We start from the raw sequence: 25,638 nt of genomic DNA, 5'->3' as shown, positions 1-25,638 counted from the left end.
AAAATGCTATGAGAATAATTGTTTGTGTAAAACAAGTTCCTGATACTAACGAGGTTAGAATAGATCCAGTAAAAGGAACCCTTATTCGTGAAGGTGTTCCAAGTATAATAAATCCAGATGATAAAAATGCTCTAGAAGAAGCTTTAAAAATAAAGGCTACTCTTGAAGATGCAGAGGTAATAGTGCTTACAATGGGACCTCCTCAAGCCAAGGAAGCATTAAGAGAAGCTATTGCAATGGGAGCAGATGAGGCTATTCTATTAAGTGATAGGGCCTTTGCAGGTGCTGATACTTGGGCTACATCAGTTACACTGGCTGCTGCAATAAAGAAAATAGGTGACTACGACATAATATTCTGTGGTAGGCAAGCAATAGACGGGGATACAGCTCAGGTAGGACCACAAATAGGTGAGCATCTTGGACTTCCTCAGATTACTTATGTAGAAAATCTTGAAGTCAGCGGCAGAAGTGTTACTGCTCATAGATCATTAGAGGACGGCTATTATGTAGTAAAAGCAGAGATGCCAGTTCTTCTTACTGCGATAAAAGAACTAAATGCTCCTAGATATCCTTCTATTAAGGGTGTATATAAAGCGTATAGAAATGAAGAACTGATCAAAATTTGGACAGTTGATGATATAGATGTTGATAGAGAACAAATAGGATTGAAGGGTTCTCCTACTCAGGTAAAAAGATCATTTACTCCTGAAACAAGGAAAACAGGTGGAGAGATGCTTACAGGTAATGTTAGTGAGATCGCGAAACAGTTTATGGTTAGATTGAAAGAGAGACAAATTATATAAAAGAAATATTATAGAAGTACAGGTGAATTTGCTAAGAATTATAGTATTAAATTTGAAGTTCACTTAATATTTATAGTGCTTGATAGGTATAAATTTTATATATTGAGGTGATATAGATGGCTGTTAAAATTATAGGAGAAAAGTGTACTGGCTGCTCCACATGTGTTGATGCATGTCCCTTTGAAGCCATAGAGCTTAATGAAGGTAAGGCTTATATAAAAGATAATTGTACGTCATGTGGCACTTGTATAGAAGCATGTCCATTTGAAGCAATTGTTAAAGAAGAGGAAATTAAAGCTGAAGCAGATGATATATCTAAGTATAAGGGAGTATGGGTTTTCGCGGAGCAGAGAGAGGGAAAGCTTTTGAATGTTGTAGTTGAGCTTTTAGGAGAAGGTAGAAAAATAGCTGATAAGCTAGGAGTTCCATTGACAGCGGTTTTATTGGGAAACAATATAAATGATATTGCGGAAAAGCTAGTGAAATACGGTGCAGATGTGGTATTATATGCTGAAAGCAAACTGCTAGAAATATATACTACAGATGGATATGCAAAAGTTATATCAGAATTAGTCAAAGACAGAAAACCTGAAATCATTTTAATAGGTGCTACTAATATAGGTAGAGACTTAGGTCCTAGACTTTCTGCAAAGGTACATACAGGCCTTACTGCAGATTGTACAAGACTAGAAATTGATGAAGAAGATAACAAGCTATTGATGACTAGACCTGCTTTTGGTGGAAACTTAATGGCTACTATAATTTGTCCTGACCATAGACCACAAATGTCTACAGTTAGACCAGGGGTAATGGAAAGAGCAAAATATGATGAAAGCAGAAAAGGCAAGATAGAGTTAATAGATGCTAAACTAAGCCAAGAGGATATTAAAGCTTCAGTTGAAAGTGTAGTTAAATCAGGCAAAGCAGAAGTTCCACTAGAGGAAGCTAAGATAATAGTGGCAGGTGGAAGAGGCTTAGGAACTCATGAAGGATTTGAATTAGTAGAAAAACTAGCTAAAAAACTAGGAGGAGTTGTAGGAGCTTCCAGAGCCACTGTGGATGAAGGATGGATTGAGCATTCTCATCAGGTAGGTCAAACAGGTAAAACTGTAAGACCTAAGCTTTATGTAGCATGTGGTATTTCAGGAGCTATTCAACACTTGGCAGGTATGCAGGATGCTGAATGTATAATAGCAATAAATAAAAATCCTGATGCTCCAATATTTAAAATAGCCGACTATGGCATAGTTGGTGATGTAACTGAAATAATTCCAGCAATCCTTGAAGTATTAGACAATGTAGATGATATAGTTACCGCTGTCAAGGCCGTAGGAAATAATGTTTAAGAGATAAAATTGTATAATTGAAGTTAAGAGCTAGAGGGACATAATTGCTTACTAATCAGCAATTATGTCCCTTTTATTGATATAGAAGGATTGATTTATTATAGAAAATATTGATAATAGGATTAATGTGTATAATAATATTTAATATTTTAGCTTGACTATTGCAGCAAAAATGATTTCTTATGTATAGAAAGCATGAGATACTTTAGTTGTGAATCATTTAATAGTGTAGAAAATTCACTTTTTTGATATACTTAAATAAGTAGCTGTACACTATAATTTAGATTCATTTATCAGTATTTCACAGGGAAGAAAGTAACTGATTTGCTATAGAAGAACTATTATTTCACAGGAACAACAAATAATATCTTGAATTTAGAGGGAGTCAATTATACTGGAGGCGTTCACATGAAAATAGTAGCCCTAATAGGTCACAGCGGCAGCGGAAAAAGCTACAAAGCAATAACTCTAGCCAAGGAAAAAGAAATAGAATATATTATTGACGATGGTTTGCTCATAAAAGGGAACAAGATAGTTGCAGGAAAGTCTGCAAAAAGAGAAAACACTATAGTTAGTGCCATCAGAAGAGCTGTTTTTATGGATAGTATCCATAGACAGGAGGTAAGAAATGCAATAGAGCAAAATAAACCTTCTAAAATACTTATACTAGGGACATCAGATAAGATGATAGATAAAATAACTAGTTCATTGAAGCTTCCTGATGCAGAGGAAAGAGTATATATTGAAGATATTTCAACAGAGGAGGAAATTGGTATAGCTAGGAAGTTTAGAAAAGTAGAAGGCAAGCATGTTATCCCAGTTCCTACCTTTGAAATCAAGAAAGACTTTTCTGGATATTTTATTGACAGTCTGAAAATATGGAGAAAGAAAGAAAATATTAAGGAGCAGGTAGTTGAAAAGACTGTAGTGAGGCCTACTTTCAGTTATCGTGGGAAATATACTATTTCGGATGGTGTTATAAAGGATTTATTAAGACATGCTGCAAGCAAGGTTATTGGGATATCAAAGGTTTATGGAATACGAGTAAAAAATCTAGAGCAGGGAATTATAATAAGCCTTAATGCCGAGGTCATATATGGCAATCCAATAGTTCCCTTAATCAAGCTCATGCAGCAGCAGACCATATATGAGGTTGAAAACATGACATCCTTAAATATTTTAGCAGTGGATGTTATGGTAAAGAAAATGATAATAGCCTAAGAGAGAAAATCTCCTTTCTTCCTTGAAGTCTGGGAAGAAAGGAGATTATTATTTTTTTATAATTTAAATGTACCTACAAGAGTATTCAACTCATCAACAACCTCTTGTAAATCTATAGCCATCTGTGCAATACTTTCTATTGTAGCAGTTTGTTCCTCAGTTGTTGCAGACACTTGCTGTGTAGAAGCTGCTGATTCTTCAGATATTGCAGAAATACTTTCTATAGAAGATACAACACTATTTTTAGTTTTATCAACTATTTTTACTTTTTCTAAAAGCATGTTTATTTGTTGAATAGATTTCTCTATGGATTCATAAATCAATCTAAAGGCTTTGTCATTTTCACCCATTGCCACATTGGATTCGTTGAAAATTTGATTAAACATATCTACATTTGTTTTAGTTTTAGACATGCTTTCACGTATATCTGATATGATGCTTTCAATCTCATCTGAGTATCGTGCAGATTGTTCTGCAAGCTTTCTTATTTCCTCTGCAACAACAGCAAATCCTCTGCCATTTTCTCCTGCTCTAGCTGCTTCAATGGAAGCGTTTAATGCAAGCAGATTTGTTTGCTCAGATATGGATTGAATAGTATTTACTATCTCGTGAATAGAGTTAGATTGATCAGATAAATCGTTTATATTATTAGAAACTTCAATGGCAAGCTTTGCATTTAAGCTAAATTTGTCCTGAAGAATTTTTATTTTTTCCACGCCTTCAATGCTTTGCTTACTCATTTCATCTGAAAAGCTCTTTAATCGAGAAGAGCTTTCTTCTATATCATTTATTTCCTTAGCAAGGATTAGTAGCTGCTCTGTACCTGCTTGAGTCTCCTTAGCTTGCTCTGTTGCTCCTGCTGCCATTTCTTCTATAGCCCTTGCTACTTCTTGAAGCGCCATAGAGGTTTCATCAGTTGCAGTGACTAGTCGTTTTGAGTACATACTTAATTGATTAGAATTCTGTGAAATATTTTGAACTATTTCCCTTAAAGCTTTTCTCATTTTGCTTATTGATGATGCCATCAAGCCTGTCTCATCTCTACGAGAGTATAGATTATCTTTTTTATTGTCATCCTGCTCTACTAAATCAAACTCAGATGTTCTGTTAATAAATCCTGTCAAGCTAGCTATAGGTGACGAAATTCTATTACCGAATAAAAATGCTACAATAACTGATAAGAGTATTCCTATTATAAGGATTACAATAAGAAGTGTTATTAATGAATACATATCCTTATATATTTCCACTACTGGGGCGATAACTATTAAAGAATATCCGTTAGTAGTTCTAGCATAACCTAATAACTTGTTCTCTCCTCCAAAAAATGTTTCCAGTACATCTGAACCATTATTTTCAATAGTATCCACAATATACTTATACTGACCATTATTTATTGTACCGATATTTTCATTAACAGTTAGTGTTGGGTGGATTAAGTAATCATATTCTTCATTTAGAAGAAAAGCATATCCTGTATCAAAGACTTTAATTTCATTTACAAGCTTTTTAAAATCCTCAAATTTGATGTCTATACCTACAATACCTACGACTTGATTATTTGATATTATAGGAGAAGAAAAGTTTATTAGCTCAGTATTAGATTTTTCATCTATAAACGGATGTGACCAAATGCTTTTTTTCTGGTCAATTACGTCATAGAACCACATATTGCTATCTTTTCTTTCGTTATAATCTTCAGCTCTAAGGTCTGTTATCTTGCTAAAATTACCTGTGCCTTCAACTCTGTCATAATCTACGTATTTGAAGCCTTCAGTTAAGTCAGGTCTAAAATAAACAAATACACTTTCTATATTCTCATCTGTATTTGCTACATTTTTTACTAGGAGATCAATACTGTTTAAGTAACGCTCTGAAGCCTCTGGGTTATCTAGTGTAGAGATAATGTCTCCAGTACTAGCTATTGTTGAAGTAATGACATTTACTGAACTTTCAAAATGACCTATAGACTGATCTAGCTTATTCACATTGCTAGTGGCAGCCAATAAAATGTTTTTGTGCGCCTCCTTCATGATTACTTTGCTACTGACAAATATACTTACTGCGCCAACTATTACTGATAATAGCACAGTACAGACTAATATAGATGCAATAATACTAGTCTTGATGCTTTTAGTCTTACTTTTAGTTTTAGTGCTTTTCACTTGTATTCCTCCTATAAATAAAATTAGTTTTTATTATATAGAAGAATAATTTGGTTAATTGGGAAGATTTTTATATATAATTCTACTATATGTTGTTTACTATTAAAATGTAAAGCTAGGTCGAAATAGTTCAAAAATATAGAGATATATACAAAACCCACCAATATCCTACAAATTCCGTTATTTTTCAACAATCTACAAAAATAGAACTAAAGAACTATAAAAAGCTAGGAAAAGATTAAAAATAGTTTTACAAGATTATGTAGAAAATGTAATAAAGGCTTTTTGTTAACAGGTTTACAACATAAATGTAGTATGTTATAATTTGAGTGTAATTATGGAAGTAGTAGGGAAAACGTTTACAATTCGATTTTATGCATAATTTAACTAACAGAATAGATTATTTTAAGGTGCTTTATTTCTGGTTGTTTGATTTTATTTATTTAACACTCTGACTCTTTGTTACAAATCATTAATACAAAGTAGTCAATGATTGTTAAAGTTTTAAAAACTAATTTTTAAAGGGGAGAATAAAAATGGCAGAAAAAACTTTAAATCCTTTTGAAATTGTTCAGCAGCAAATTAGGTCAGCTTGTGACAAGCTGGGGGCTGAAGAGGCTGTTTACGAACTGCTTAAGCAACCTCTAAGAACACTGGAAGTAAATTTCCCAGTTAAAATGGACGATGGAAGCATTAGAGTATTTACAGGCTACAGAGCGCAACATAACGATGCTCTTGGTCCAGCAAAAGGAGGAGTAAGATTTCACCCAGGGGTTAACTTCGATGAAGTGAAAGCTCTATCAGCTTGGATGACATTTAAATGTGGAGTAGTGGGAGTTCCATATGGTGGAGGAAAAGGCGGAATTATAGTTGATCCTTCAGAATTATCTCAAGGGGAATTAGAAAGACTTTCTAGAGCTTACATAATAGCTATATCACCTGTTATTGGTGAAAAGAAGGACATACCGGCACCTGATGTTGGTACTAATCCACAAGTAATGTCTTGGATGGCAGACGAATATTCTAAGATGAGAGGCGAAAATGTTCCAGGAATAATTACTGGCAAACCTGTTGCTTATGGCGGTTCATTAGCAAGACATGAGGCTACTGGATATGGAGTTGCTTTGATGATGAGAGAAGCAGCTAAGAAAAATGGTCTAGATTTGAAAGGCTTAAAGGTAGCTGTTCAAGGCTTTGGTAATGTTGGTAGCTTTGCTGCATTATATGCTGAGGAACTAGGTGCCAAGGTTGTTGCTATTTCTGACTTTTCTTGTTGTTTAGTTGATGAAAATGGAATTGATGTAAAAGCATTAGGAGCATATGCTGCTAATAATAAAAATAAATTTATAACTGGTTATGGCAATGGTACGAGAGAACTTAATAGAGAAGAAATATTTGGAATAGAATGTGATATCTTTTCACCATGTGCACTAGAAAACTCTATAACAAGTCAAACTGTAGATAAAATAAAAGCAAGAATTGTTGTTGAAGGGGCGAACGGACCTACTACCCCTGAAGCAAATAAAGCTCTTAATGAAAAAGGAGTGTTTGTAGTACCTGACATCTTATCTAATGCTGGCGGAGTAACTGTATCATACTTTGAATGGGTACAAAATCTAATGAATCACTACTGGCCATTTGATGAAGTACAAGAAAAACAAGAGCAATTAATGGTTAAAGCATTTAATGAGATAATCAGTCTAAAGGAACAATACAATGTTGATATGAGAACTGCCGCATATATGATATCAATTAAAAAGGTAGCAGATGCAATGAAGCTAAGAGGATGGTATTAATAAATAGAATAAGGATTTAAAAATAAGGAACTCTAATTGTTAGAGTTCCTTTTTATATGAGCGGTAGCAAGTAAATAAATTTGAGTTGCTTAATTTTTTGTAATATTTGTAAAAGAGAGAATGGCTATATTATGTATACAGAATACTCATCTTTTGTTATAATGATAATAAAGTGATAAACAAATTACGACAAAAAAAGTGTTATATTTAGAAAGTGGGTGTTATCTAGCAATGGAAAAGATATTTTATACTTTATTGGGTTCACTTCCAATTATCGCTAGAGTTACCGCTGGTTATGCAGCTCTTACAAATAGAGATGGAAAAAGAATAAAAACTGTAGATTCAATAGGCAATGAAGTAATTGAATTAAAAGGGGTTTATTATGACCTAGCTAAAGAAGCTGCACAAAAAGAAGAAACAGTCCATGGAATGTCACAGCTTGAGCTTGGAGCAGAAACCTGGTGTGTACCTATAGGGGATTATGTTCTTTGCTGCAGCAATGTTGAACGTGTAAGCTATAGCAATGCTCTCAAGCAATCCTTAATTGATGCTCTTCCTTTTATTGCAAGAGTTGCTGGAGGGGAAGCTGTGGTATTTGACAGTGAAGGTAAAAGATTGGCATCGATCAATTCTAATGGAGAGATGAATGCGAAGTTTTTGGGTGCTATAAGTAAAGATGCCAACGAAGCAATGAAAAAACAGAAACCTGTGATTGGAGAATCCAACTATATTAGCGGTGCCAGTGCAGTTAGAATCCCAATGGGAAAAGATTTTGGTTTTGGATTTAATAATGAAGATCAGATTCAAAAAAATAATAGCTTAATGAATGAAATGAAAAAATATCAGAATGTGAAGTATAATTTTTCTGATATTATAGGAAAGACTAAAGAAATTGATAGAGCAAAAGAGGTAGCAAATATAGCGGCTCAGTCTAATTCAAATGTTCTGATATTTGGTGAAACTGGAACAGGTAAGGAAGTTTTTGCCCAATCTATTCACAATGCAAGTAATAGGTTTAATAAACCTTTTGTGGCAATAAACTGTGCAGCAATTCCGCAGAATCTTATGGAAAGCAGTTTTTTTGGATATGAAGATGGAGCTTTTACTGGAGCAAAAAAAGGAGGAGCTCCAGGAGTTTTTGAGCAAGCTAATGGAGGAACACTATTTCTTGATGAAATCAGTGAAATGCATTTAGATCTTCAGTCTAAAATACTGAGGGTGTTACAAGAAAGGGAAGTCAGAAGAATAGGAAGCCAGAAGGAAATACTCCTTGATATTCGAGTCATATCTGCTTCAAATAAGGATCTAGACAAGTTAGTAAAGGAAGAAAAGTTTAGACAGGATTTATTTTATAGATTAAATGTTCTTGATATAAATCTTCCATCACTAAGATATATAAGAGATGACATACCACTGCTTGTAAACCATGCTATAAGAAATATGAATATAACCTTTGGAAAGTTTGTTGAAGGTATAGATGAGGAAGCTCTTAATATCCTCATTAATTATAATTGGCCAGGTAATGTGAGAGAGCTAATGAATTGTATTGAGAAAGCATTTAATATAATTGGCAATGGAAGGATAATTAAAGTAGAGCATTTGCCAAGGAATATAAAGGAAAACTTTAATATTACAGACCTAAATGAGAATGGACTTGATGAAATGCTGCAAAAATATGAAAAAGAGATTATTGAGAAAGCTCTCAGTATTAATGATGGAATAAAGTCCAAAACTGCGGACTATCTAAAAATAAGTACTACTACTTTGTGGAGAAAGATGAATCAACTAAATATTGAAAGTGAATAATATTTCACCTATGAAATAGGTATTTCAAAAATGAAACGAACATACAGCTTGATTTTATAGGATAAGACGTTATTTTTCTGAAAGCATTTCGAAAATGAAAAGTTTTCAGAAAAAAAATTACAGATAATTGACATTTAATATCATTTAAGATAAAAAATTACTTTATAAAAATTGAGAGTTACATTGAGATTGTCACTCAATGTCCATATATATAGTAGACAATTATCTAATATTATGAGTTGTTTTAAAAAAATCGTTATTGTTTTGACAATAATTATAATTTTGGCAAGGCTTTTGCATAAGACATATTTCAAGAAATTTATATTTCAATTATATTTCTACAAATTGCAGCAATTTAAGCAGTATATATTTGTTTTTTAAAAAATTACAATTGTTAATAATTATTTGCAGGAGGGATAAGATGAAAAAATTTAGCTACTTTGCTCCTACAACAGTTGAAGAAGCGATCAAGGTATTAGCTGGAGCAGATAAAGACACTCAAATTATTGCTGGCGGAACTGACTTCATTGTTCAAATAAATCATAAAATGATTTCTCCAGAAAAGGTAGTGGATATCAAGAAAATCAAGGAATTAAAATATGTTAAAGAGGAAAACGGCTTCATAAAGATTGGTGCTGCTACCAATTTTAGTGAGTTAGATTGTTCAGAAATATTGTTAAAAAAAGCTAAGGTTCTTGCTACAGCTTGTGGAGAAGTTGGTTCTACACAAATTAGAAACTTGGGAACTATTGGGGGAAATATAGCAAATGCTTCTGCTGCGGGAGATTCTATATCTGCTCTTATGGCTCTTGATGCTTCAGTAGTTCTAAAAAGTGAAAAAGAAGAAAGAGTTATGAGACTTGAAGAATTCTATCAAGGACCTGGAAACTGTCAGCTTAGAAAAGACGAACTATTGACTGAAATATTCTTCCAAACTCCTAATGAAAATACGGCTACAAGCTTTAAAAAATTAGGTAAAAGAAAAGCATTGGCTATAGTTGTTATAAGTGCAGGAGCTTTAATTGAAAAAGATGATAACAATAAATGTACAAAAGCTCAGATATCATTAGGAGCTATTTCTAGATACCCAGTAAGAGTTAGGGAAGCTGAGGAACTATTAATTGGAAAAGAATTAAATGAGCAAAATATAGAAATCTGCTTAGAAAAAATAGCTGAAATAACAAATGCTAGTGTTGCAAATTCGCCTTTTAAACACTTGGCTCTATACAAAGGATCAGCTATGAAGGGTATTGCTAGAGAGATGTTTGCTAATATTTTAGCGGATTTAAAATAGTGGTTAGTTATCAAAAGAGGAGGTTTATATTTTGGAAAAAGTAAAAATATCATTTAATCTGAACTATGAAGATGTAACTGTAGAAATAGATCCAAATAAGAGACTAATAGATATGCTTAGAGAAGATTTTAAGCTAACAAGCGTTAAGGAAGGATGTTCTGAGGGTGAATGTGGTGCTTGTACTGTAATAGTAGATAGTAAAGCAGTGACTTCTTGTATCATGTTAGCTCCTCAAGTTCAAGGAAGCTCTGTAATTACTTTAGAGGGCTTATCAAAGAACGGCGAATTAGACAAGCTTCAACGAGCATTTATTGATGCTGGTGCTGTTCAATGTGGTTTTTGTACACCTGGAATGATACTTTCAGCTAAGGCTTTGTTTATGAAAAACCCTAATCCAGCAAGAGAAGAGATTAAAAAAGCAATGTCTGGAAATATCTGCAGATGTACTGGATATAAAAAAATAATTGATGCTGTTGAAATAGCAAGAGATAAGTAAGTGAAAGGAGGAACTAGAGTGAACAAATTAAACATAGTAGGTCAGAGTGTTGAGAAAAAGGATTCATTAAGTAAAGCATTAGGTACAGCAATTTTTTCCGCTGATATAGAGCTAGATAATATGCTATATGGTGCAGTAAAGAGAAGCACTGTAGCTTCAGCTATTTTAAAAAATATCAATACTAGTAAAGCAAAAGCATTGCCAGGAGTTGCTGCTGTATTAACTTATAAGGACATACCTGGTGATAATAGAATAGGTATTATATTAAAGGATGAACCTATACTAGTTGATGATAAAATCAGAAGAGTAGGAGATGCTTTAGCGATAGTAGCTGCTGAAACTAAGGATATTGCAGAGGAAGCTTTAAAACTGATAGAAATTGAATATGAAGAGCTAGAGCCAGTATTTAGTATAGAGGATGCATTGAAAGAAGAATCACCTAAGGTTCATGGAACTACAAACGTTCTTCAAACAAAAAATCTTGTAAGAGGCGACGTAGATGAAGCATTAAAGCAATCTGATGTAATAGTTGAAGATACCTATAAGACAAATTACTTTGCTCATATGTTTATTGAACCTGAAGCTGGTATTGCTAAGTATGAAAATGGTATTTTGACATTCTGGAGTTCAACTCAAAATCCTCACTTTGATAGAGGTGAAGTTGCAAGAATGCTTAAGATGCCACAGAGTAAAGTTAGAAGTATTCAAGCTACTACTGGTGGCGGATTTGGAGGAAAGCTTGATATATCCGTACAATGTCATGCAGCTCTATTAGCATATTATACTGGTAGACCTGTAAAATTCGTTAGAAATAGAGAAGAATCTATGATGGTTTCTTCAAAAAGACATCCTATGACTTTAAAGCTTAAAACAGGAGCAACAAAGGATGGAAAAATATTGGCACTAGATGCACATCTAACAGGAGATACAGGTGCATATGCATCATATGGTCCTGCTGTTATAGCTAGAGCAATGACTCACTTAACTGGGCCTTATGAGGTACCAAATGTAAGAATTACTGCAACCTTCGTGTATACTAATAACCCAATGGCAGGTGCATTTAGGGGCTTTGGAGTTCCTCAAGCAGCTATAGCTCATGAAGGACAAATGGATTTGCTTGCTAAAAAATTAGGAATGGATCCAATTGAGTTAAGGTTGAAGAATGCATTGAGAGTTGGCTCTGTTACATCTACAGGACAAGTATTAACTGATGGTGTTGGCATAGTTGAAACAATAGAAAAAGCAGTAGAAAAAGCAAAAGAAGTAATATTTAAAGAAGGAGAGGTGAAGTAGGATGAAAAAAAGAGGAATTGGAACAGGATGTATGTGGTATGGAATAGGAAATACAGGACTACCAAATCCTGCTGCAGCCTTTGTAGAAGTACACGGAGATGGTTCTGTAACAGCTTTAGTTGGATGTGCTGATATAGGACAAGGCTCTTCAACAGTAATGGCACAAATTGTCGCTGAAACTTTAGGAGTTAATTATGAAGATGTAAATGTGACTGCTGCTGATACAGGAGTAACACCAGAAGGTGGAGCTACATCAGCAAGTAGACAAACATATATTTCTGGAAATGCAAGTCTTGCAGCTGCTAAAATGGCAAAAAAGATTTTAGTAGAAGTAGCTGCTGAAGCTCTTGGTGTAGATGAGGAGCTAGTTGACATTAAGAATAAAAAAGTAATTGTTAAAAATGATGAATCAAAACAAATGGATTTTTCAACTCTTATGGGTGAAATGAAGAAAAGAGGTAGAATTGCACTAGGAAGTGGTTCATTTAACCCTGATACAACAGCTCTAGATCCTGTTGATATGCACGGTATACCATATGCTTGCTATGCATATGCAACTAATATAGCAGAGGTAGAGGTGGATACAGAAACAGGAGAAGTGCAAGTATTAAAGGTAGTTGCTGCTCATGACGTTGGACAAATTATGAATAAAAGAATGGCTGAAGGACAAATAGAAGGCGGAGCAGCAATGGGAATGGGACTTGCGTTGTTAGAAAAGCTTGAAGTAGAAAAAGGAGTTATTAAAAATCCTGGATTTTCAAAATATCTAGTTTATACAGCTATGGATATGCCAGAACTATATCCAATACTTGTAGAAGATCCATCATTAACAGGGCCTTACGGTGCAAAGGGATTAGGTGAGCCTGCACTAATACCAATAATACCAGCAATTTTAAATGCCATTTATGATGCTATTGGAGTTAGGTTTACTGAGGTTCCTGTAACACCTGAAGCAATAATAGAAGCACTAAACAAAAAATAAAAAATGTATAGGAGGTAATTTCATTGGGTCAAAATGAAAACACAGCACCAAAGCAAAGCTTCTTAAAGAGAAAAAACATCGAAATATCCGTTAAAAGATATGGAGTTGATGCACTTGGTTTCATGGCACTAGGTCTTTTCTCTTCATTATTAATTGGTACTATCATGAACACTTTGGGAAGCAAATTGGGTATTCCATTTTTAACAGATACTCTTTGGCCTTTATGTAGAGACATGACAGGAGCTGCCATTGGTGTTGCTATTGCTCATGGTCTACAAGCTCCGCCACTAGTATTATTCTCTTCTGCAATTACTGGGGCAGCTGGAAATGCATTAGGAGGACCTGCTGGAGCTTTCTTAGCGGCAGTAATCGGTGCTGAACTTGGTAAAATAGTGTCTAAAGAAACAAAAGTAGATATTATAGTTACACCTTCAGTTACTATTATTACTGGTGTTCTTGTTGGAACACTTGTTGGACCTGCTATTGGAGCATTTATGACAGGTTTAGGAAATCTTATAATGTATGCTACAGGATTACAACCATTTTTAATGGGAATATTAGTTTCAGTTATAATGGGTATGGTATTAACTCTTCCTGTAAGTAGTGCGGCTCTTTGTATGATGCTTGGTCTTGCTGGATTAGCTGGAGGAGCAGCTACTGCTGGGTGTTGTGCACAGATGGTAGGTTTTGCTGTAATGAGCTTTAAAGAAAATGGATGGGGAGGACTTATAGCACAAGGTTTAGGGACATCAATGCTTCAAGTGCCTAACATAGTAAGAAACTGGAAGGTTTGGATTCCCCCAACACTAGTTGGTGCTATAGTAGGACCTTTATCAACACTTGTATTCAAAATGGAAGGTACACCAATGGGTTCAGGTATGGGAACAAGTGGATTAGTAGGACAATTTGGTACAATAGAAGCTATGGAGGCTGCTGGTAAAGGCGGAATGCAAATGTGGATAGGTATTATAGTATTACAATTTATCATACCTGCAGTTCTTACTCCAATAATCTGTAATGTAATGAGAAAAATGGGTTGGATTAAAGAAGGAGATTTAAAATTAAACTTATAATAATTTAAGTTTAAAGTGAAATAAATATTTATCATAATTATATAGAATAATTAGGTTAGGGAGATTTTATGCCACTAGCAGAGCAAAGATGCTCTACTAGTGGCTGTTAATTATGCAAGAACGCAGTTTATAATAATTATTTTTTTAACTTCGCAATTATAACTTTTTTCATTATTACAAAGAATAGTAAAGATAATAGTATATTTATTTTAATCAAGAGCCTCAATGGGAAAAAACACAAAACAGTTGTCATGTAATATTTTCCAATAACTTCTTTTTTATTACTATATAGCTTAAAAAATCAAAAATAAGCATTTCAAAACCGAATATACATTTCGAATTTGAAATGCAGCATAATATGCTTATCGTAATAATTAAGCGTATGCCGAAAAAAACGTTTCATAAATGAAATGTTCTGACGAGAAAATTATGATTTTAGCCCAATTTAAAGCAAAAAAAAGTTGGCATGAAATTTGCTATATTATTGTATATGATGGACTAAAATAAAAACATGAATATAAAGAAAAAGAAACAAAAAATAGGAGGTACACCATGAAAATAGGTTTTATAGGTTTAGGAGTTATGGGTAAAAGAATGGCTACAAACGTACTAAAAGGTGGATTCGAGCTCGTAGTATCCGATCTAAACAAAGAAGCAGTAAGAGAATTAAAAGAAATGGGTGCAAAAGAAGGTAGCACTCCTGCTGATGTTGCAAAAGATGTAGATGTACTGCTTACATCTCTTCCAAACTCAGCTATAGTAGAAGGCGTTATATTAGGAAAAGATGGTGCTTTAGAGGGAATTAAAGAAGGAACAATAATAGTTGATTTAAGTAGTATTACTCCAAAATCAATACAAAATATTGCTAAGAAAGCTAGTCAAAAAGGCGTGGAAGTATTAGACGCACCTGTAAGCGGTGGTGCTTCAGGAGCAGAGAAAGGTACTCTTACTATTATGGTTGGAGGAAATAAAGATGCTTTTGAAAAAGTTCTTCCAGTATTAAATTGTATAGGTAAAAAAGTAATCCATGTTGGCGAAATTGGAGCAGGAGATACAGCTAAATTAGTAAACAATCTTTTATTAGGAGCAAATATGGTGGCAGTTGCTGAAGCTTTGGCTCTAGGAGTTAAGGCAGGACTTAAACCAGAAGTATTATATAACATCATTAGTCAAAGCTCAGGTTCTTCATATGCATTAACTGCAAAGTATAATAACTTTATTGCTAAGGGCAACTTTGAACCTGGATTTATGATTGATTTACAATATAAAGATTTACAGCTTGCAGTAGATACTGCTAAAGATTTAAAAATGCCATTAGTTATAGGAAACCTATCACAACAAATGTATGAAGTTGCAAGAGCAAAAGGATTAGGAACTGAAGATATTTCAGCTGTATTAAAGCTGTATGAAGAATGGGGAAATATCGAAGTGAGAGAGGAGCAAGCTTAATTATGGATATTAAAACTATGATTGAAGAAAAAATGCCCCTAACTCTTGGGGATATAGTAGAAATTGCAGATAAAAATAATGTAAGATTTGTTGATATAGTTTTAGCTGAAGCAGAAATTCAAACAGGCAAGAGCAAAGAAGAAATATTAGATGAAGTCTTAAAAGAGTTTGAACACAATTTACATGCTGTTGAAGTTGGATTAACTACTGGCAGCAGTTTATTACTTGGAACAACTGGTGCTCAGTTAAACAATATGGAAGGCTTTAGATTATTCAAAGACGAATTTGTAGATAAGGCTTTAGTATATACAATAGCAGCTCAAGTAGGTAATCATGGTATAGGATTAAATCCATGTGCAGGTACTGGCGATTCATGTCCTTATACAGGATTTATAAAAGCTATGTATGAGACAGGATATAGAAGAGAAAGAGTAGCTGAAATAGCAGCAATTCTTTTAAAAGTAGGTTCAATGTTTAGAGTTGGTAAGACATCAACTGGATGTAATATGGAAGGCTTTGGTGCTGGATCAACAGCAGTAGCAGCAGCGACAGTTGAATTATTAGGAGGAAGTGCAAAAGCTACAGAACGTGCAATGGTAACAGCAATTTCCCCAACTATAGGTGTTCCTTGTACTCCTAGAGTTATGGTGCCAGCATTATGTGCTACTCATATAGGAGGAGCAATATTAGTGGGAACATTAGCTGGAGGGCTAGCTGCTAAAACTGATATGGAAGTAAATGTACCTATAGATGTAATGTTGGCTATGGCTACTGCAGTTCATCCAATATCAGCTAAGGCTATAGTACCTTCAGTAGTAGAATTCATGCAGCCTTTCTTTAAAACTAAGGAACCTGTTGAAAGACTAATAGATCAAGCGATTAAAGATGAAGAAAAAGTTCATATAGAGCAAACATTAGTTAAAGCTAAAGAAATGGCTAAGAAATTAGCTGAGGGAGCAAGACCAATTACTAATACTTTAGGAGAAGCTGTTGTTGGTGGAAGTAGCCAAGCTGTAGGCTCTCCAACAAATACAGGAAGAATTGCTCACTTTTTAGCAAAGGGCAAAATAAAGAAAGTTAAAATAGAGCTTTATCCAGAACTATTTGCACGTAGAGGAATAAATGTTCCAGGCGTACTAATGGGATCAGTTTATGGTTCATCCACTGCTGATGGAAAGATGTATAAGGAAGTAATGGAGCTTGTAGAAAAAGAAGGAATTGAAGTAGAAATAGCTAAGGTAGAGGAATACCAAGCCCAAAAGGTTACAGTAGTAACTGATGAGGGAACGTTTATGGTAGATGCATTAAATAGAGGTGGCGGAAGATTAGTTCTTAGAGATGCCAAGCCTTCAAGACAAGAAGCAGTTGATATTGCAAATAAACTAGGCATCATTCTAGTTGAAGCATAGAAGGAAGGTGAGACAAGTGAATATAATAGAAAGAATTATTGCTAAAAAAGCAAACAAAGATACGGTTAAAGTTGGACAAGAACTAAGTGTAAAGGTTGATTTAGCAATAGCTCATGATGTTACTGGCCCTTTAGCAGTAGATCAGTTCATGAAAATAGGAGTAAAAGAAGTATTTGATAAGAATAAAGTTGTCTTTGTAATGGATCACAATATACCTTGTGCATCAGTAGATTCTAGAATTCAACATAGGACAATACATGAATTTTGCGATAAATTTGGTGCAAAAGTATATGGCAGATCTGAAGGAGTTATACATCAAGTTATACACGAAGAAGGATTGTACAAAAAAGGTGACATCATAGTAGGAGCAGATTCTCATACTTGTACTGCCGGAGCTTATGGAGCAGTAGCTATACCATTAGGCTCAACTGAGCTTGCAGCAGTTATGGCACTTGGAGAGCTTGACTTAGAAGTACCAGAAACATATTTAATAAACATTGATGGAGAATTGAGACCAGGTGTTTATGGAAAAGATATTATATTATATGTAATAGGAAAATTCGGAACAAATGGATTTACAGATAAAGCAGTTATTTTTAGTGGAAGTACAATATTAGGATTGACCAATGAAGATAAGATGACAATTGCTAATATGATGATAGAAATGGGTGCTATGATTGGCTACATCGATCAAGGAGATGAAGAAATAGGCGATGTGAAGAATGTGTATAACATCAAGGCATCAAATATTTCACCTGTAGCTGCATGCCCTTCATCACCTGGAAATGTAAGAACTATTAAAGAAATAGAAGGGCAGAAGATAAACCAAGCAGTTATTGGAAGCTGTACAAATGGAAGACTATCAGACATGAGAATAGCTGCAGAAGTGTTAAAAGGTAGAAAAGTTGCCCATGGAGTTAATATGATAATAGTTCCTGCTTCAAAGATAATTTTAGAGAAGATGGAAGAAGAAGGACTTACTAAGATATTTAGAGAAGCAGGCGCAATAGTTACTAATCCAGGCTGCGGACCTTGCTTTGGAGCACATCAAGGATTGTTATCAAAAGAAGATGTAGCTATATCTTCTACAAATAGAAACTTCCCAGGAAGAATGGGGCACAAAGAAGCGAAGATTTACTTAGCTTCTCCTAGAACAGTAGCAGAAAGTGCAGTAAAAGGATGTATTACATGTCCAGGTACTGTAATTCCATTGGAGGGGTAGTTATCATGAACAATATAAAAGGAAAAGCATTTATATTAAACGAGAATGTAGATACAGACCAAATACTTCCTGGATATGCTATGAGCTATCCAGTTGAAGAGCTAAGGAAGGTTACACTAAGAGGAAGCATTATTCCAGATTTTCCAGAAAAGGTTCAATCTGGTGATATAATCATTGCTGATGACAACTTTGGCTGTGGTTCAAGTAGAGAACAGGCTCCTGTAGCTTTGAAGAGCTGTGGAGTAGGAGTAGTAATAGCAAAATCTTTTGCGAGAATCTTTAGGAAAAACTCAATAAACATAGGGCTTCCTGTAGTGACTTGTGAATATATAAACGAAATCAAAAATGAAGCAAAAGAAAATGATGAATTTGAAGTGGATTTAGTCAATGGCATAATAACTAATTTAAGAACACAAAATCAGTATAAATTAAATCAATTGTCAGAAACTACACTTGAAACACTTCAAGCAGGTGGATTAATTAATAAAGTTAAGAAGAAACTTAAGGAGAGAGGTGCTATTTAATGGCAAAAGCAAGACCAAATACGGAAAGAATTATTAAAGAAGACATAGATAGAATAAAAGCGTATGAAAAAGCTTTCGGTGTTAAAATGCCATATGTAGATGAAAATGGAGAAGTTCAAGGGTTACCAGATGCTTACCCAAGAGAAGTTAATGGTGTAATCCGTAGTGGTTATAGATTGACAGAGCTAGGAAGACAAGCTGTTAAGACAGGAAATCCAGTTCAAAACCCAATACTTGGTAGAAATAGTGCAGAAGAAACATATAGAGAGTCACAACATATGTATGATATGGCTGAAAAGCTTGGAATAACACTATTCCAATTCGTACACTCAGAGGCAACAAGACATATTGACCCATTAGATGGTATAGAACTAATAGAGCAATCCAGAGGTAAAGGCGGAATTACTCCAGCTGGCGAAAGAGAATTTGTTCAAATGGGTGGAGGTTCAAAGCATCCTATTAGAATAAATGCTACAGGTGATACTACTCACCTAAATGTATTAAATGCATTAATAGCTGGATTTGATGGCACAGACTTAGGTCCAGTAATCCACGTACACTTTGGAGGAAGAGGAATCCATGACTTCAGAACAAAGGTAGTAAATGGATACAAGGCAATACAAATATGTGCAGAAAACAATATATTCGTTCAGCTTGATACTCATAAGCATATTAACAATATAATGGGTACGGATGGAATGGCATTGGCAATGGTTTTACTATCTGAAGGATTAGCAGTAAAAGCAAAATTAGATAGAGCTTTAAGTGCTATTCAGATGAATGTGGCTGGGATAAATATACTTGCTGATTTAGCTCTAGTAAAAGCATTCAGAGAAACTATTTGGAGTGAATTTATTATAGCAGTACCTGAAACATTCCAAAACCCACCAGCAGACCTTATTGCAGAACAAGCACACTTTGCTAGAATGGCAGTTACTGCTAAGCTTGCAGGAGCTAACTTCTACAGACCAAAGGCTGCAGAAAATGTAGGTATCCCAACTGGTGAATCAATGGCAAAAGCTATTTGGGCTACACAAAATGTATTTGAAGGAACATATAAAGTAGAAATCCATGATCCATTCATAGATGAAAGAAAAGAAGAAATAAAAACTGAAGCAATGGCAGTACTAACAGCTGCATTAAAGAGAGATAAAATGTTAAAGCCTGAAGAAATAAATGCAGAATTCTGGGCTCAATATGATGAGCACGAGCTAATTGATTTAATAGTTGAAGCTGGTAAAAGCGGTATCTTAGATACTCCTAGAGCAGGAGGATGGGATCTTAAGAGATTCGTTAAAACAAACAGAGATAAAGACGGCATCAGAAGATATGTTTCAGGCTACACTCCATTAGGAGTAGATGAAAAATATATGCCTATTACTAAGGAAAACATAGAAATTCCAAAAGAAACTCCTGTAACTAAGAAAGAAAAAGTAGTTTTAGCAACTGTAGGAGCAGATGCACACGTAGTGGGTATAAACATGGTAAAGGAAGCAATACAAAAAGCTGGCTATGAAGTAATATTCTTAAGAGGAATGAATCTTCCAGAAACAGTTGCTGAAGTTGCAGCTGAAACTAAAGCAAGTGTTGTTGGAGTAAGTAACCTATTAGGATTAGGAATGACATTATTTCCTAGAGTATCTAAGAGACTTGAAGAGCTTGGACTTAGAGATGATGTAGTGCTTCTAGCAGGTGGTAGAATAGCTGAAAAAGAAGAAGAGCACGCTATGTATGAAAAGAAAATTAAAGAAGAAGGAACAGCATTCCTTGGTGTTGATAACTTCTTTGGCCCAGGAACCGATCTTGATGAATGTGTTAAATGGATAGAAGAAGAATTAGCTAAAAAGAAAAATAAGTAAATCTAAAAATAGATGATATTTGACATATATTATGAAAGCTTAAGAATGTGAGGAGGCATAAATATGGAACAGATTAAAACGCCTGTTGTTATTATGAGAGCGGGAACTAGCAAGGGAATTTTCATTAAAGAAGAAAATTTGCCTAAAGACCAAAAAGAAAGAGATCAATTAATTCTAAAGATATTTGGAAGTCCAGATATCAGACAAATTGATGGTTTAGGTGGAGCAGATCCTTTAACTAGTAAACTAGCTATTATAGGACCTTCAACAAGAGAAGATGCTGATGTTGACTATACATTTGGTCAAGTATCATATGTAGCACCAAAAATCGATTATTCAGGAAACTGTGGAAATATCTCTGCTGGTGTTGGACCATTTGCTGTAGATGAAGGTCTTGTAAAAGTTGAAGAGCCTTTTACAACAGTGAGGGTACACAATACTAATACAGGTAAACTAATAATTGAAAGAGTTGAAGTTGTAAATGGCAAAGCTAAAGTTACAGGAGACTATAGTATAGCTGGAGTTCCTGGAACAGGTTCAGAGATAGTAATTGACTTCTCTGATACTGCTGGAGCAGCAACTGGAAAGTTACTTCCAACAGGAAATGTTGTAGATAAAATTGAAGTAACTGGATATGGCGAAATAGAAGCTTCATTAGTAGATGCTGCAAACCCAGTTGTATTTGTAAGAGCAAAAGACTTAGGCCTAACTGGTATTGAAACACCATCACAAATAGATGAAAACAAAGCAATGCTAGCTACTCTAGAAGAAATAAGAGGAAAAGGAGCAGCTATGATGGGATTAGTTAGCGATTGGAAAAATGCAGTTAAAGAAGCTCCTGCATTCCCAATGATAGCTTTTGTTTCTCCAGCTCAAGACTATGTTGACTTTACAAAAGGCAGAAAAATAAGTGAAAATGATGTAGATTTTGTTTCAAGACTTATGTTCATGCAAGTTGTTCACAAGACCTATGCTGGTACAGCAACAACTTGTACAGGAGCAGCTGCAAGAATAGAAGGCACAATAGTAAATGAAGCAATGAATGCTAAAGGCAAAGGCAAGGACGCAATTCTTAGAATAGGACATCCAGCTGGTGTAATCACTATAGATGTGGCTGCAAGCAAAGAAGGCAATGGTTGGAAGCTTGAAAAAGCTGCAATAAATAGAACAGCAAGAAGAATCATGGATGGTAATTGCTATACAGTAAAATAAAGGAAGGTAAGCTTATGTGCAGATATGATTATTTAATTATAGATATAGGAAGCACATATACTAAGCAAAGGCTGTTTAAGGACTGTGAATTGATGGCGACTGTACAGTCGCCTACAACAGTTGAAAATGTCTACAAAGGAATAAAAGCTGGACAGGACATCATCAAGGAAACATTAAAGGAAAGCAGAATAGAAGCAAAGCATGTACTTGCCTCTAGTAGTGCTGCAGGTGGATTGAGAATGGTAGCTATGGGTTACATGACTAGAGTTACTGCAAAGGCAGCAAAGGAAGTTGCTATGAACTCTGGCTCTAAAATACTTGAAATAGTTTCCAATGAAAACCTCCCAGAGTATAGAATACAGATTTTAAAGGAAATAAACCCTGATATCATACTTTTAGCTGGAGGAACTGATTTTGGCGATGAATCTTCTATTATAGAAAATGCTTCTTTAATAGTAGAAAGCGGAGTTAAAGGTGTAGTAGTTATAGCTGGAAATATCAATGCACAAGCAGAAGTTGCCAAAATATTAAAAGCCGGAAATGTAGCCCATTTGAGGGTTCCCAATATAATGCCTACAATTCATAAGCTTAGGGTAAAAGAAGCTAGAGAGGCTATTCATAGAGAATTTATTAAGCAGATTACTAAGGCACAAGGCTTGAGTATATTACAAGAGGAAATAACAAATGATAAAATCATACCTACTCCTGGAGCAGTTTTAATGGCTTCTGAGCTTTTGGCAAAGGGAACCTATTTGGAGAAGGGGATAGGTGAAATCATTGTAGTAGATTTAGGTGGAGCTACTACAGACATTCACTCTGTAATACCTGGCTATGCTAACCTTGAGGATGAAGAAATAGGTCTTATAGTGAGCAATGAAAAACAAATGTCCTATAGAACAGTTGAAGGCAACTTAGGCATGCGTATAAGTGCCATGGGAGTTTTAGATACAGTAAGCCCTAGAGCTATTTTTCACAAAAGAGGAATTAAGGATGAAGAGCTTTTAGAAGAGTTTACTCAGTATTGTATGGAAATAGAAAAAACACCTAGGCGTATAGCAGAAAATGAAAAGGAATATATGTTTGATACATTCATTGCAGAAACAGCTGTTGAAGTAGCATTAAAAAGACATGCAGGATTCATATCTACAGTTGCAGATCCTATAACTGGTATTATGCCTGGAATGCCTATTGGCAGAGACTTAAGAAATGTAAATACTATAATAGGAGTTGGAGGGATATTCTCTCATAGAGACCCTTCCGAAGGCAAGGAAATAATAAAAAATGCACTAAAGGATAAAGGTATTTCACTTTTACCAAATGAACCTAAAATAATAATAGATGAAAACTATATACTATACACTGGAGGGCTTATTTCTCAGGTTGATGAAGATTATGCATTCCAAGTACTAAAGAATAGTTTTAATTTAAAATAGTTGGAGGTAACAATATGAAAAAAACTACTATGTTAAGACAATTATTAAATGCTAAAGAAATACTTGTAGCACCAGGTGCACATGATGCCCTTACAGCTAGAGTAATAGAAAAATCAGGATTTAAAGCAGTGTATATGACAGGATATGGCCAAGCAGCAAGTGTTTTAGGTAAGCCAGATATTGGACTTTTAAGCATGACTGAAATGCTAGACAGGGCTAGAAAATTTGCAAGTGCAGTAAATATTCCTGTAATTGCTGATGGAGATACTGGTTTTGGAAATGCTATAACAGTTATGAGAACTGTAGAAGAATATGAAGCTGCAGGAGTAGCTGCAATTCAGCTTGAAGATCAAATAGCTCCTAAGAGATGTGGACATATGCTTGGAAGAAAAGTTGTAAGCATGGAAGAAATGGTTGGCAAAATAGAAGCAGCTAAAGCAGCAAGAAAAGACCCAGATTTCGTAATAATAGCTCGTACAGATGCGCGTACAGTTCATGGAATAGATGAAGCTATAAAAAGAGCAAAAGCTTATGAAGCTGCTGGAGCTGACGTAATATTTGTTGAATCAGTTGAAAATGAAGAAGAAATGAAGAGAGTTCATAGTGAAATAAAAGTTCCTACACTTGCTAATATGGTTGAAGGCGGAAGAACTCCACTATTAACAAATAAAAAACTAGAAGAAATCGGATATAGCTTAGTTATATATCCAACAGCATCAACATATGTAGCTGCAAAAGCTATGTTTGATCTTATGGAAGCATTAAAAGTAAACGGAACTACTGCGAAAAGCATTGATAAAATGATAACATTCCCTGATTTCAACGATTTAGTAGGATTAGGAGAATTTGCAGAGCTAGAAAACAAATACGTTAGAGAATAGTAGAAGTTCCGGAGTTATAAATTAGGGCTTAGTTCAGTAGAGCATTATACAGTTTGCCCTTACTGGATTTTAGTTAATACAGTCTAGAGTTTACGAATATTATCCCGTACTTGAGATAAGTTTGAGGAAATATTCGTAAACAAAGATTAGTATTTATATAAATTAATTAGCTAAAATAAAGGGAGGTAGTTATAATGTCAAGATTAGGTATTAAAAACATAGGTATTTTAGTAACCGGAGATGTAAAAAATCCTATATCAAAAGCAACTACAATAATTGTAGAGGATGGCAAAATCCTTAAAATAGGTGATGAGAAGCTATTAAATGAATTCAAATGCGATAAAGTAGTAGATGCAAAGGGTTCAACTGTAGCACCAGGTTTTATTGATTCTCACGTGCATCCAGTATTAGGAGATTTTACACCAAGACAAAATACACTAGGATTTATAAATGGCTCAATGCATGGTGGAGTTACAACAATGATATCAGCAGGTGAGTGTCATACACCAGGAAGACCAAAGGATGCTGCTGGAACAAAAGCATTAGCAGTGCTTGCACATAAGAGCTCAAAAAATGCAAGACCAGGCGGAGTTAAGCTTCATGGTGGTGGATTAATTCTTGAAAAAGGATTAGTTGAAAAAGATTTTGAAGAACTTGCAAAAGAAGGAGTATGGATAGTAGGAGAAGTAGGCTTAGGCTCAGTAAAAGATCCAGAAGAAGCTGCTCCAATGGTTAAATGGGCTAAGAAAAATGGATTTAAAGTTATGATGCATACAGGCGGTACTTCAATTCCTGGAAGCAGCACTATAACAGCAGATGATGTTATAAAAACAGACCCAGATGTAGTTTCACATATTAATGGTGGACCTACAGCTATAGCTCCTAAAGAAGTTGATAAAATAATCGATAACACTAAAATGGCTTTAGAGATTGTACAATGTGGTAACTATAAAGTTATGAAACATACTGTTAATCAAGTAAAAGCAAAAGGACAATTAGAAAGAATTATCGTTGGAAATGACTCTCCATCAGGTACAGGCATTATACCTCTAGGAGTTTTAAGAACTATTTCCTATGTAGCTTCAGAAACAGATGCAACAGCAGCAGAAGCAATTTGCTTTGCAACAGGTAATACAGCTAAGGTATATGGATTAAATGTTGGATTTATTGAAGAAGGAAAAGAAGCAGATTTTGTAATCATGGATGCACCTTTAGGTTCAATAGGAGAAGATGCATTAAAAGCTCTTGAAGCAGGAGATCTTCCAGGAGTTTCAATGGCAATAGTAGATGGAGAAGTAATGTTTACAAAGAGCAAAAACACTCCTCCTGCAACTCATGGTGCTGTTATCTGCTAAGCTATTTTTTACTTGGTAA

The 25,638-nt window shown here is 34.7% G+C and carries 20 protein-coding genes and 1 pseudogene; 20 read left to right on the top strand and 1 reads right to left on the bottom strand.

What is annotated here, in order from left to right; genetic code table 11:
* Positions 1–8: 8 nt before the first annotated feature.
* The 3 genes from QO263_RS18115 (at position 9) to QO263_RS18105 (ending at position 3,370) form a co-directional block, all read left to right on the top strand.
* A complete protein-coding gene (locus tag QO263_RS18115; RefSeq protein WP_285624539.1) occupies positions 9–803 on the top strand; it encodes an electron transfer flavoprotein subunit beta/FixA family protein in 795 nt (264 codons plus the stop codon).
* A 116-nt stretch (positions 804–919) separates the two neighbouring features.
* Positions 920–2,149, top strand: a complete 1,230-nt coding sequence (locus QO263_RS18110; RefSeq protein WP_285624537.1) for an electron transfer flavoprotein subunit alpha — start codon at positions 920–922, stop codon at positions 2,147–2,149.
* A 408-nt stretch (positions 2,150–2,557) separates the two neighbouring features.
* Positions 2,558–3,370, top strand: a complete 813-nt coding sequence (locus QO263_RS18105; RefSeq protein ID WP_285624535.1) for an Asp23/Gls24 family envelope stress response protein — start codon at positions 2,558–2,560, stop codon at positions 3,368–3,370.
* A 56-nt stretch (positions 3,371–3,426) separates the two neighbouring features.
* On the opposite strand, the gene QO263_RS18100 is transcribed toward QO263_RS18105, so the two are convergent.
* Positions 3,427–5,535, bottom strand: coding sequence for a methyl-accepting chemotaxis protein (locus QO263_RS18100; protein ID WP_285624531.1), 2,109 nt, complete (start codon positions 5,533–5,535; stop codon positions 3,427–3,429).
* Positions 5,536–6,071: 536 nt separating this feature from the next.
* Between QO263_RS18100 and QO263_RS18095 the strand changes: the two genes are divergently transcribed.
* The 17 genes and pseudogenes from QO263_RS18095 (at position 6,072) to QO263_RS18020 (ending at position 25,619) form a co-directional block, all read left to right on the top strand.
* Entirely contained in the window at positions 6,072–7,331 is a 1,260-nt protein-coding gene (locus QO263_RS18095) for a Glu/Leu/Phe/Val family dehydrogenase (RefSeq protein ID WP_285624529.1), read from the top strand.
* A gap of 231 nt (positions 7,332–7,562) precedes the next feature.
* Positions 7,563–9,137 carry a sigma-54 interaction domain-containing protein gene (locus QO263_RS18090; protein WP_285624527.1) on the top strand — a complete coding sequence of 525 codons (1,575 nt, stop codon included), beginning with the start codon at positions 7,563–7,565 and terminating at the stop codon, positions 9,135–9,137.
* A gap of 421 nt (positions 9,138–9,558) precedes the next feature.
* Positions 9,559–10,431 (top strand): FAD binding domain-containing protein, encoded by an 873-nt coding sequence (locus QO263_RS18085; RefSeq protein WP_285624525.1) that lies wholly within the window; start codon positions 9,559–9,561, stop codon positions 10,429–10,431.
* A gap of 31 nt (positions 10,432–10,462) precedes the next feature.
* Positions 10,463–10,927, top strand: a complete 465-nt coding sequence (locus QO263_RS18080; protein ID WP_285624522.1) for a (2Fe-2S)-binding protein — start codon at positions 10,463–10,465, stop codon at positions 10,925–10,927.
* 18 nt (positions 10,928–10,945) lie between these two features.
* The gene (locus QO263_RS18075; RefSeq protein ID WP_285624519.1) at positions 10,946–12,220 is read left to right on the top strand and encodes a xanthine dehydrogenase family protein molybdopterin-binding subunit; all 1,275 of its coding nucleotides are present in this window, start codon (positions 10,946–10,948) and stop codon (positions 12,218–12,220) included.
* A gap of 1 nt (position 12,221) precedes the next feature.
* Positions 12,222–13,202, top strand: a complete 981-nt coding sequence (locus QO263_RS18070; protein ID WP_285624516.1) for a xanthine dehydrogenase family protein molybdopterin-binding subunit — start codon at positions 12,222–12,224, stop codon at positions 13,200–13,202.
* Between the two features lie 23 nt (positions 13,203–13,225).
* Positions 13,226–14,275, top strand: coding sequence for a PTS sugar transporter subunit IIC (locus QO263_RS18065; protein WP_285624514.1), 1,050 nt, complete (start codon positions 13,226–13,228; stop codon positions 14,273–14,275).
* A 531-nt stretch (positions 14,276–14,806) separates the two neighbouring features.
* Positions 14,807–15,298, top strand: a pseudogene (locus QO263_RS19085) (NAD(P)-dependent oxidoreductase); the annotation flags it as partial.
* Positions 15,284–15,724, top strand: a complete 441-nt coding sequence (locus tag QO263_RS19080; protein WP_352169766.1) for an NAD-binding protein — start codon at positions 15,284–15,286, stop codon at positions 15,722–15,724. The pseudogene QO263_RS19085 and the gene QO263_RS19080, both read left to right, overlap by 15 nt.
* A gap of 2 nt (positions 15,725–15,726) precedes the next feature.
* Positions 15,727–17,133, top strand: a complete 1,407-nt coding sequence (locus QO263_RS18055; RefSeq protein WP_285624508.1) for a serine dehydratase — start codon at positions 15,727–15,729, stop codon at positions 17,131–17,133.
* A 16-nt stretch (positions 17,134–17,149) separates the two neighbouring features.
* Positions 17,150–18,355 (top strand): 3-isopropylmalate dehydratase large subunit, encoded by a 1,206-nt coding sequence (locus tag QO263_RS18050; protein WP_285624506.1) that lies wholly within the window; start codon positions 17,150–17,152, stop codon positions 18,353–18,355.
* Between the two features lie 5 nt (positions 18,356–18,360).
* Positions 18,361–18,879, top strand: coding sequence for a LeuD/DmdB family oxidoreductase small subunit (locus QO263_RS18045; RefSeq protein WP_285624503.1), 519 nt, complete (start codon positions 18,361–18,363; stop codon positions 18,877–18,879).
* Positions 18,879–20,738 (top strand): cobalamin-dependent protein, encoded by a 1,860-nt coding sequence (locus QO263_RS18040; protein ID WP_285624500.1) that lies wholly within the window; start codon positions 18,879–18,881, stop codon positions 20,736–20,738. The genes QO263_RS18045 and QO263_RS18040 overlap by 1 nt, the downstream gene beginning before the upstream one ends.
* Before the next feature lie 63 nt (positions 20,739–20,801).
* A complete protein-coding gene (locus QO263_RS18035; RefSeq protein WP_285624498.1) occupies positions 20,802–21,950 on the top strand; it encodes a 2-methylaconitate cis-trans isomerase PrpF family protein in 1,149 nt (382 codons plus the stop codon).
* 14 nt (positions 21,951–21,964) lie between these two features.
* Positions 21,965–23,383 (top strand): glutamate mutase L, encoded by a 1,419-nt coding sequence (locus QO263_RS18030; RefSeq protein ID WP_285624495.1) that lies wholly within the window; start codon positions 21,965–21,967, stop codon positions 23,381–23,383.
* Between the two features lie 14 nt (positions 23,384–23,397).
* Positions 23,398–24,264 carry an isocitrate lyase/PEP mutase family protein gene (locus QO263_RS18025; RefSeq protein ID WP_285624492.1) on the top strand — a complete coding sequence of 289 codons (867 nt, stop codon included), beginning with the start codon at positions 23,398–23,400 and terminating at the stop codon, positions 24,262–24,264.
* A gap of 194 nt (positions 24,265–24,458) precedes the next feature.
* Positions 24,459–25,619, top strand: a complete 1,161-nt coding sequence (locus QO263_RS18020) for an amidohydrolase family protein (protein ID WP_285624490.1) — start codon at positions 24,459–24,461, stop codon at positions 25,617–25,619.
* Positions 25,620–25,638 lie beyond the last annotated feature (19 nt).

Source organism: Proteiniborus sp. MB09-C3 (genome assembly GCF_030263895.1).
In the GTDB taxonomy this organism is placed as follows: Bacteria; Bacillota; Clostridia; order Tissierellales; family Proteiniboraceae; genus Proteiniborus.
Note: the sequence above shows the minus strand (reverse complement) of the source record. Positions and strands in the feature narration are given on the sequence as shown.

Bases quoted from the DNA above. Each gene is read 5' to 3' on its own strand.
- QO263_RS18090 (WP_285624527.1), top strand. From the start codon at position 7,563: ATGGAAAAGATATTTTATACTTTATTGGGTTCACTTCCAATTATCGCT.
- QO263_RS18070 (WP_285624516.1), top strand. From the start codon at position 12,222: ATGAAAAAAAGAGGAATTGGAACAGGATGTATGTGGTATGGAATAGGA.
- QO263_RS18040 (WP_285624500.1), top strand. From the start codon at position 18,879: ATGGCAAAAGCAAGACCAAATACGGAAAGAATTATTAAAGAAGACATA.
- QO263_RS18045 (WP_285624503.1), top strand. From the start codon at position 18,361: ATGAACAATATAAAAGGAAAAGCATTTATATTAAACGAGAATGTAGAT.
- QO263_RS18105 (WP_285624535.1), top strand. From the start codon at position 2,558: ATGAAAATAGTAGCCCTAATAGGTCACAGCGGCAGCGGAAAAAGCTAC.
- QO263_RS18030 (WP_285624495.1), top strand. From the start codon at position 21,965: ATGTGCAGATATGATTATTTAATTATAGATATAGGAAGCACATATACT.
- QO263_RS18055 (WP_285624508.1), top strand. From the start codon at position 15,727: ATGGATATTAAAACTATGATTGAAGAAAAAATGCCCCTAACTCTTGGG.
- QO263_RS18095 (WP_285624529.1), top strand. From the start codon at position 6,072: ATGGCAGAAAAAACTTTAAATCCTTTTGAAATTGTTCAGCAGCAAATT.
- QO263_RS18085 (WP_285624525.1), top strand. From the start codon at position 9,559: ATGAAAAAATTTAGCTACTTTGCTCCTACAACAGTTGAAGAAGCGATC.
- QO263_RS18025 (WP_285624492.1), top strand. From the start codon at position 23,398: ATGAAAAAAACTACTATGTTAAGACAATTATTAAATGCTAAAGAAATA.
- QO263_RS18110 (WP_285624537.1), top strand. From the start codon at position 920: ATGGCTGTTAAAATTATAGGAGAAAAGTGTACTGGCTGCTCCACATGT.
- QO263_RS18035 (WP_285624498.1), top strand. From the start codon at position 20,802: ATGGAACAGATTAAAACGCCTGTTGTTATTATGAGAGCGGGAACTAGC.
- QO263_RS18020 (WP_285624490.1), top strand. From the start codon at position 24,459: ATGTCAAGATTAGGTATTAAAAACATAGGTATTTTAGTAACCGGAGAT.
- QO263_RS18115 (WP_285624539.1), top strand. From the start codon at position 9: ATGAGAATAATTGTTTGTGTAAAACAAGTTCCTGATACTAACGAGGTT.